An 8,205-nucleotide genomic window follows, 5' to 3' on the forward strand; every position below is an offset into this window, starting at 1 on the left:
TATGATCACTCAAACGATTCTATGATCACTTATTGGCATTCTTTGATCACACAGCCGTTTTTCTCTCTAAAAAACTCCATCGCCGGGAATCCTGCATTCCCGGCGATGGAGCTTTTCATCAATTATTCCAGTTTTCATTCTTTTCGATTTCCCGGTGGGTTTGCGGATAGCCCATTGAAACCCATTCGGCGCGGTATGCGGAGTCCAGTTCACTGAGACCATTTTCAGCAGGGTCCACCCCGGCATTCGGACTTTCCCGTTTGTCCACCTCTACGCTGTTCCGCAAGTCATGGTCTTCATATGCCCAATACGTGTTTTGGCGTTTATTGTATGTTTTCACCAGCATGAACAAACTCGCAGCAGTTGCGCCTGTATAAAGGATCAATTCCAGTGTGTCTCTTCTCATAAAATTTCCTCCTTGGTAAAAATGTATTTCTACTGGTTTTCCCTTTGGGCGAAGATTTAATCATATTTCCAGCAGTTCCCATTTGTACCCTGTGTTTCGCACAATTCTCACACAATTCATAAGCCTGCATAAAAAGAAAAAAACACGCCTGCAATTTTGATTCGGCGGGCGTGTCGATGTATGGAATATAAATTGTCATGTATTGTCAGAATCGTTTAGAATTGTTTGGAACACAGGGGCGCGAATTTCTTTATTTATGACAATAAATTCCGCATACCAAATTCGCCTTCCGCTAAATTCTTCCAGGCAAAAACCGCCGAACGGAAAAATATCCGTTCGGCGGTTTTGTAATTTTATTTTAATAACATTGCAGTTTAATTCTCCAAAGCAATTTGAATATGCGCCAGATGATGCTCTTCGTGCCAGCACAGTTTCGCGAGTTTGATGGCCACAGTGATTTCACCGTTCACTTCGTGGGTGAAGACGCGGCCCAGCTCCGCTTCAGTTACACGCTGCCCGATGGCAACGATCCTCACGTTCAGCCCTTCCAATATCCGGATCGAACTTTCAACAGGCAATTCATTGTCAGGAAGCTCTGCCCATTTCTCCTGATCGAAAGGCGGAACCGTCGGGTTGTCGTCCGTCAAAGCCAGTCGCAGGCGCTGATACATGGTAAGCTGTGAATCCGCAATATGGTGCACGAGCTGACGCACTGTCCAGCTTCCTTCTCTATATTTCCTGCCGAGCTGCTCGTCGCTGAGTCCATCGACCGCTTCCCGCAGACGCGCCGTATACGTACCGATTTTCCCCAGCCATTCCTGGATATGCTCAGGTTCTACGTGTTCAGGAACTTCCAATTTTCCAATAGGAAATTTTACATCCATTGTTCCAACCTCTTTTCCTTATCCGTATTTGTGGGTAACCTTATTCACGCTCAATATACCAATGGGGCGGACTTTTGTAAACTGGAAGAAAAAATGGTTTATCCCAGACTTTCAAGCAATACAGCCGCTTCTTGCGTCAATCCGTTTTCCGGAAGATCCACTTTGGACCCTGTGTTACGCACACTTCTCATAAGGTGATTTAATAGACATGTAGTGGGAAAGAATATAAATTAAAGTGAATAATCAAAATTTTTTATATCACTTTTTAACAGGAGGATAAACATGGCAAGAGACCTGAAGAATATCATCGCTGACATGACTCTTGAAGAAAAAGCCAGTCTGTGTTCGGGGTTGGATTATTGGCAGTTGAAAGGGATTGAACGACTGGGCATTCCCTCCATTATGGTGGCAGACGGCCCTCATGGGTTAAGAAAACAGTCAGCGGAAACTGATAACTTCTCTCTTCACACAAGCGTTCCCGCCACCTGTTTTCCTTCCGCGGCAGGATTAGCCAGCACATGGAACCGATCATTGATCCATAGAGTCGGGGCAGCTCTCGGCAAAGAATGCCAGGCTGAAGATGTCGCTGTCCTCCTCGGCCCTGGCGCCAATATCAAACGCTCTCCGCTTTGTGGTAGGAATTTTGAATACTTCTCAGAAGATCCCTACCTGTCCTCGCAGATGGCAGCCAGCCATATCAACGGCGTGCAAAGCCAGGGAGTGGGAACTTCGCTGAAGCATTTTGCCGCCAATAATCAGGAGCACCGCAGGATGTCAGTCGATGTCCTTGTGGATGAAAGAACATTGCGCGAAGTTTATCTTGCCAGTTTTGAAGAAGCAGTCAAAAAAGCGAAGCCATGGACAGTCATGTGCGCTTATAACAAAGTGAATGGCGAATTTGCGTCGGAGAACAATTATTTATTGAATAAAATTCTGAAAGACGAATGGGGACTGGAAGGATTTGTCGTTTCTGACTGGAGCGCTGTAAATGAGCGTGGAGTTGCCCTGGAAAACGGACTTGACCTTGAAATGCCATCCAGCCATGGAATCGGCGACAAGAAAATTATGGAAGCCGTAACCAGCGGCCGATTGGATGAGAACAAACTGGACCAGACTGCAGAACGTCTTTTGAAAATTATTTTTAAAGCACTGGACAATAAAAAAGAAAGCGCTGTTTATGACCCGGAGCTGCATCACCAGCTTGCTAGAGAAGCTGCGCGTGAAAGCATGGTCCTGTTGAAGAATGATTTTCTTCTTCCATTGAAAAGATCCGGGACGATTGCGGTTATCGGCGGATTCACTCACAGACCGCGCTATCAGGGCGGCGGAAGCTCTCATGTCAATCCGACCAGGCTCGAAAACATCTATGAAGAAATTGAAGATGTCGCAGGTGAAAGTACGGAGATTTTGTATGCACAGGGCTACGACCTCACAAGTGATGAGACCGATGAAGGCCTGATCAATGAAGCCAAAACGATCGCTGCAAAGGCAGATACAGCAGTTCTGTTCGTCGGCCTCCCGGACCGTTATGAATCCGAAGGCTATGACCGTGAACATCTCCGGATGCCGGATAACCACATACAGCTGATCGAGGCCATTGCAGAAGTGAACAGCAAAATCGTGGTTGTGCTAAGCAACGGCGCCCCCATCGAAATGCCGTGGCTCGATAAAGCCGGAGCTGTTCTCGAAGGCTATCTCGGCGGGCAGGCGCTTGGCGGAGCAATTGCTGATTTATTGTTCGGAGATGCCAATCCAAGCGGCAAATTGGCAGAGACCTTCCCGAAAAAATTGAGCGATAATCCTTCATTCCTCAATTTTCCCGGTGAAGGGGACAAAGTGGAATATAAAGAAGGCATTTTTGTCGGCTATCGCTACTACGATAAGAAAGAGATTGAACCGCTGTTCCCTTTTGGCCATGGGCTGAGCTACACAAGCTTCGACTACAGCAATCTCAAAGTCGACTCGAAAGAGATCAGCGATCAGGACACGGTTTCTGTCAGGTTGACCGTGAAAAATACAGGAAATAGAGCAGGAAAGGAAATTGTCCAGCTGTATGTACAGGATACGGAAAGCACCGTCATTCGCCCTGAAAAAGAATTAAAAGGTTTTGAAAAGGTGGATCTGCAGCCAGGCGAGGAAAAAAATATTGCCTTTACACTGGATAAACGGGCATTCGCCTACTACAATGTGACAATAAAAGACTGGCATGTGGAAACGGGTGAATTCAACATTCTCATCGGTAAATCTTCACGTGACCTCGTTCTCGCAGAAACCATTCATGTCCGGTCCACCGTGAGCATTCCAATACTGGTCCACCGGAACACAACAATCGGTGATTTGCTGTCGTATCCGCATTTAGCACCAATCGCTCATGAGATGCTGGCCAAATTCAGTGAAAGCAATTCACTGCTGCATGAAGCCGATATGACCGCCGACACTATAAAAATGATAGCTGCCATGATGAAGTTTATGCCGCTCCGTGCCCTTGTTAATTTCAGCAAAGGGGCAGTTACGGAAGAAATGCTTGCCGGATGGATTGAGCGCCTGAACAGCCAATTGGTGACGAGCTGACGAAATTGGTCGGGTGCAAGCTGGAATCTAAAATAAAACACAAAAAAGATACGAATTTTCTTCGTATCTTTTTTATCACCTTCAATCCGGGTGAATATTAAACTCCGTATTGGGCAGGATGAATTTTTTAGGGATGGTGATATGGATCCCTTTGTTGCCGTTGACAACCTGGGTGATGTGGATATCCGCGGCAGTGCTGAGGAACGAATAGCCGTCTTCATTGCTGACGCCGTAATAGGTTTTCAGGAACTTCAGCGTCTCGTGCGCCCCGATTCTCACGGCTTCCTCCAAATCTTCATGAAAAGCATGGATCATCCAGTCCTCATCCGTTTCAAGAACCGGCAGCGAAAGTTTCATATCTTTTCGGAGCGTAACCTTGATGAGGCAATTGAGTGATGCTTCGACAGCGGTTCCGCTTATTTCGCCGTTGCCCTGTGCGAGATGGGCATCGCCAAGCGACAGCAAAGCACCGGCGGCATGGACAGGATAATACATCGTCGCACCTTCGCCGATCTGCCAATTATCGACGTTGCCGCCGTGAACGTCAGGAGGAGTCGAATCCACTTTTCCGTTCGTCGGCGGAGCTACGCCTATTATTCCCACATGGAGCCTTGCGGGGATCTGCATATTCTTGAGAGCCTCGACCCGGTTGACTTCATCCGGCTCGTATATCTTGCCGGCGACATAATACTCTGTCGGATATTGATAAGCAAACTGGGCGGTCAGCCAATTTTGTTCCGCGTCAATTTTGTAAATGGTGACCCGTTCTTCATTATTGAAATCGTCAGCCAGGAAGCCCCACGGCGCCGCCAGGTTGGAGCCATAAGGCATTCGGGGCTCAAGCGCCAAAATCTGCACTTCAAGCACATCTCCCGGTTCTGCCCCCTTCACTCCAATCGGCCCAGTCAAAAGATGCGGACCGGGTTCCCGCTGCTCTTCCGTAATCGTCTCGTAAATTTTCCGTATCCCTTCGTCCATCATCAGGTCGGGTGCGTCCCCGGCATGATGCGTCACTGTCTCGACGTACACCAGATCTCCAGAATCAATGGTCAATGCCGGCTCCATACTATTGTCGAAATAGCCCCAATGTACCGTCTCCGGTGTCGCTTTCAATGTATGAAAATCCGCATTTTCCAAAGCAGCCAGACGTGAGTGCGGGATTCTCGTCATCAAACAACCTCCTTGAATTTTTATTGATGAAACCTCAATTTTCCCCTTATTATTCCCTTTCTGTTCGTGAAGCCCATTAAACGGATTCAGGATAATAAAACCTGGAGATTTGGTGTATACTTAAAATATTTAACTACATTATTAAGGAGCCTTCAGATGACTATAAACCCCTTCCAAATCAACGAAGCAACAATCCAGGAAATTCAACAGGCCTTTCAGGAAAACCGGCTCACTTCAGTGGAACTGGTGCAGGCTTACCTAGACCGAATCGAGAAGTTCGACCGGAACGGACCGAAGATCAATTCCATTCTGACTCTCAATCCGGACGCGCTGAAAATTGCAGCAGAGCTGGATGACATGCGCGGCCAGGATGGACAAGGTCCTTTATATGGCATCCCCGTATTATTGAAAGACAATATCGAAACGGCGGATCGGATGCCGACGACGGCCGGCACCATCGCCCTTCAACAGAATTTCGCGCGGCAGGATAGTTTTGTGGCGTCGCAGCTGCGCAACGCCGGCGCCATTATTCTCGGGAAAGTGAATATGAGCGAATGGGCTTATTTTATGTCGAAAGACGGCCCGAGCGGCTACAGCGCACTCGGCGGACAGGTGCTCAATCCATACGGAATCAAAACATTCGAAGCGGGAGATGTCGGCGGATCGAGTTCAGGAACAGGCGCAGCCATCGCTTCGAATTTCGCAGTTGCCGGCGTCGGCACCGAAACGTCGGGTTCAATCCTGAGCCCGGCCAGCGCCAATTCGATCGTCGGCATCAAGCCGACGGTCGGCCTCCTCAGCCGCTCAGGCATCATTCCGCTTGCCGAAAGCCAGGATACGCCTGGACCGATGGCGCGAACTGTTGCCGATGCCGCCATCCTGCTCGGCGCCATGACCGGAGTCGACGAACATGATTCCGCTACACAAGCGAGCATTGGTCACGCACTGACCGATTACACGCCTCATCTGAAAACGGACGGCCTGAAAGGCGCACGCATCGGTGTCGATATTTCATTTCTGAACGATGAACAACCGGATGAACGTGCCATCATGGATGAGGCAATTGAACAGCTGAAAGGGCTCGGCGCCATCGTCGAAGAAGTGACGATCCCCGTGCAGCCTTTCCAGTCAGACGTGCTGTGGTACGAATTCAAACGCGGCGTAAACGATTATCTGCAGACCGTGCCGGACGAGGTGCCGGTCAAATCACTGGCTGACGTCATTGAGTTCAATAAACAGGATCCGGAGCGCCGGATGAAATTCGGCCAGGCGGAACTGGAAAAATCACAGTCCATGAGCGATGATCCGACCGATCCCACCTATTTACTGCACCGCAAAACCGATTTGCGCACCACAGCTGCAGAAGGGCTCGATGTCACCATGCGCGAACACAACCTGGATGCGCTGCTGTTCCAAAATAACCGCGGCGCCGCCATGCCGGCAAAAGCGGGCTACCCTTCCATCACTGTCCCTGCCGGCTACACGCGCAGTGGGCTGCCGGTCGGTGTGACGTTCAGTGCCGGAGCTTTCAGCGAACCGCGCCTGATCGAACTTGCCTACGCCTATGAACAGGCAACGCGGAAACGGAAGGCGCCGGATCTTTCAGATTATTGATAGACACTAAAAACACCCTTCACTGAGGAGTTAGCATGCAGATGCCAGTGACTCAATCGGGGTGTTTTTTCTTTTTTGTATTTTGGGGATCCCTCTAATTGAAAAGAGTCCATTTCTTATGCAGGTTTATTGCACTGATTAAAGTTTTTTGACACCGCGACTCATTTAAATACAGGCGCTATTGGGGATGTGAACTGACGGCTATAAAGTCTCATCCAATTTCTGAATCTCTGAGCGGGATATTAAATACACATCACCGAAAATATCGATTTTATTTCCCGTTACACGGACAGCGCAATCCTTGTTCGATGCGTAAACAGCCATCTCTTCCGATAAAAGAGACAGTTCATCCCGAACCAGCGCCATGTTATTCTCAAGATCGAAGTGGGAAAGGACAGAAAAATTATTCAGGCCAATTCCCTCGTAAAGAGTGTTTTTTTCAATATCATATCCAAAGTTTCTTGAAGCGAGCCATTTAGCCGACATATTAATCGCGCCGGCGCTCGCTCCTATTACAACGGCGCTGCTTTTCCGGATCAGTCCCGGCAGTTCATAGTCCATCAAAAACTCATTTTGTTCAATCGTATTGCCGCCTAACAGAAAAATGACGGAAGCCCTTTGCAGTAAAGTATGGGCCTCTTCCTTCTGCACACTGTAATTGATCAAGTGAGATTCCTCAAACCCGATACCCGCCTGATGGAGCCATGAACGTTCAGCAGCACCGTCCGCCTCATCAGAAGACGGATTCGCACTGATCATCACAAGCGATTTCCGGTCCGTTAAATCTTCCTGTAATACATTGGCTAATGGTTCCGGCAGAAAATTGCTCATCCAGCCTAAATAATATTGAGTTTTCATAGGTGCCTCCATATAGTTACCGCAATATCCCCTTCGCCTTCGCTTCCTTCAGCCACATCGGAAATTCGTTCAGCAACTGGTCGTATAATTCTGCGTCCGATATTTTGCTGATGTCTTCAATATGGAAGAAATTCGCGTTGTCGATCACCCGTCCGCCCATTGTATCGAGTTTCCGCAGCACGTCGAAATTCGCGTTGCCGATTCCGACGAACTGCCAGAATATCGGCTTGTCCGAAGATTCCACAATGAATTTCCTGATGCCTGGTTTGCAGCCGCCGTCATTGATGAAGACGAGGAATACCGGCTCTCCGCTCGGATCCTGCTTCGTATACTTGCGGATGACGTCTTCCATCACTTTCGGCTCGTCGTTGCGCCCGAATTTGTGGACGCCGGTGTTAGACAGGATGTTTTTTTCCACATAGCCCATGAATGTCGCCTCGGTAGCTCCCGGCAGACGGGAGAATTCATTGTCGTAAACCCAGACGTCCAATTCGCCGTCATCATCGAACTGGCTCGCGACCGCCAGCACCCGCTCCACCACTTCCTGCACGACACCTTCGTTATACAATTTCCGCATGGATCCGGAAATATCCAGCACTATACCGACTCTGGCCGTGACACCCGTGAGCTTCTTCTTCTCCAAAACGATCGTAGCCGCTTTTTTCTTCAATGAAATTCCGCTGATTACCGCTTCTTCTTTTT

General features: G+C 48.7%; 7 protein-coding genes. 2 read left to right on the forward strand and 5 right to left on the reverse strand.

Annotation, left to right across the window (positions count from 1 at the left end):
* Nucleotides 1-118 precede the first annotated feature (118 nt).
* Both KW93_RS09040 and KW93_RS09045 read right to left on the reverse strand, forming a co-directional pair.
* On the reverse strand, nt 119-406 hold the full coding sequence (locus KW93_RS09040; RefSeq protein ID WP_033542680.1) for a hypothetical protein: 288 nt from the start codon (nt 404-406) through the stop codon (nt 119-121).
* A gap of 374 nt (nt 407-780) precedes the next feature.
* On the reverse strand, nt 781-1,290 hold the full coding sequence (locus tag KW93_RS09045) for a YfiT family bacillithiol transferase (protein ID WP_033542681.1): 510 nt from the start codon (nt 1,288-1,290) through the stop codon (nt 781-783).
* A 282-nt stretch (nt 1,291-1,572) separates the two neighbouring features.
* Here KW93_RS09045 and KW93_RS09050 point away from each other — a divergent pair, with 282 nt between their 5' ends.
* Complete coding sequence (locus tag KW93_RS09050) at nt 1,573-3,861, forward strand: glycoside hydrolase family 3 C-terminal domain-containing protein (RefSeq protein WP_033542682.1); 2,289 nt, start codon at nt 1,573-1,575, stop codon at nt 3,859-3,861.
* Between the two features lie 81 nt (nt 3,862-3,942).
* On the opposite strand, the gene KW93_RS09055 is transcribed toward KW93_RS09050, so the two are convergent.
* A complete protein-coding gene (locus KW93_RS09055; protein ID WP_052131541.1) occupies nt 3,943-5,031 on the reverse strand; it encodes an acetamidase/formamidase family protein in 1,089 nt (362 codons plus the stop codon).
* Nucleotides 5,032-5,187: 156 nt separating this feature from the next.
* On the opposite strand from KW93_RS09055, the gene KW93_RS09060 reads away from it, so the two are divergent.
* Entirely contained in the window at nt 5,188-6,645 is a 1,458-nt protein-coding gene (locus KW93_RS09060) for an amidase family protein (RefSeq protein WP_033542683.1), read from the forward strand.
* A 201-nt stretch (nt 6,646-6,846) separates the two neighbouring features.
* Here KW93_RS09060 and KW93_RS09065 read toward each other — a convergent pair whose 3' ends face one another.
* A complete protein-coding gene (locus KW93_RS09065) occupies nt 6,847-7,503 on the reverse strand; it encodes a Type 1 glutamine amidotransferase-like domain-containing protein (RefSeq protein WP_033542684.1) in 657 nt (218 codons plus the stop codon).
* Nucleotides 7,504-7,519: 16 nt separating this feature from the next.
* Nucleotides 7,520-8,188, reverse strand: coding sequence for a vWA domain-containing protein (locus KW93_RS09070; RefSeq protein WP_052131542.1), 669 nt, complete (start codon nt 8,186-8,188; stop codon nt 7,520-7,522).
* Between the last annotated feature and the right edge of the window lie 17 nt (nt 8,189-8,205).

Origin of the sequence: Planococcus sp. CAU13 (assembly GCF_000775575.1) — a bacterium.
Classification (GTDB): domain Bacteria; phylum Bacillota; class Bacilli; order Bacillales_A; family Planococcaceae; genus Planococcus.

Coding starts and splice junctions, on each gene's coding strand:
- KW93_RS09055 (WP_052131541.1), bottom strand. CDS start 5,031: ATGACGAGAATCCCGCACTCACGTCTGGCTGCTTTGGAAAATGCGGAT.
- KW93_RS09040 (WP_033542680.1), bottom strand. CDS start 406: ATGAGAAGAGACACACTGGAATTGATCCTTTATACAGGCGCAACTGCT.
- KW93_RS09050 (WP_033542682.1), top strand. CDS start 1,573: ATGGCAAGAGACCTGAAGAATATCATCGCTGACATGACTCTTGAAGAA.
- KW93_RS09045 (WP_033542681.1), bottom strand. CDS start 1,290: ATGGATGTAAAATTTCCTATTGGAAAATTGGAAGTTCCTGAACACGTA.
- KW93_RS09065 (WP_033542684.1), bottom strand. CDS start 7,503: ATGAAAACTCAATATTATTTAGGCTGGATGAGCAATTTTCTGCCGGAA.
- KW93_RS09060 (WP_033542683.1), top strand. CDS start 5,188: ATGACTATAAACCCCTTCCAAATCAACGAAGCAACAATCCAGGAAATT.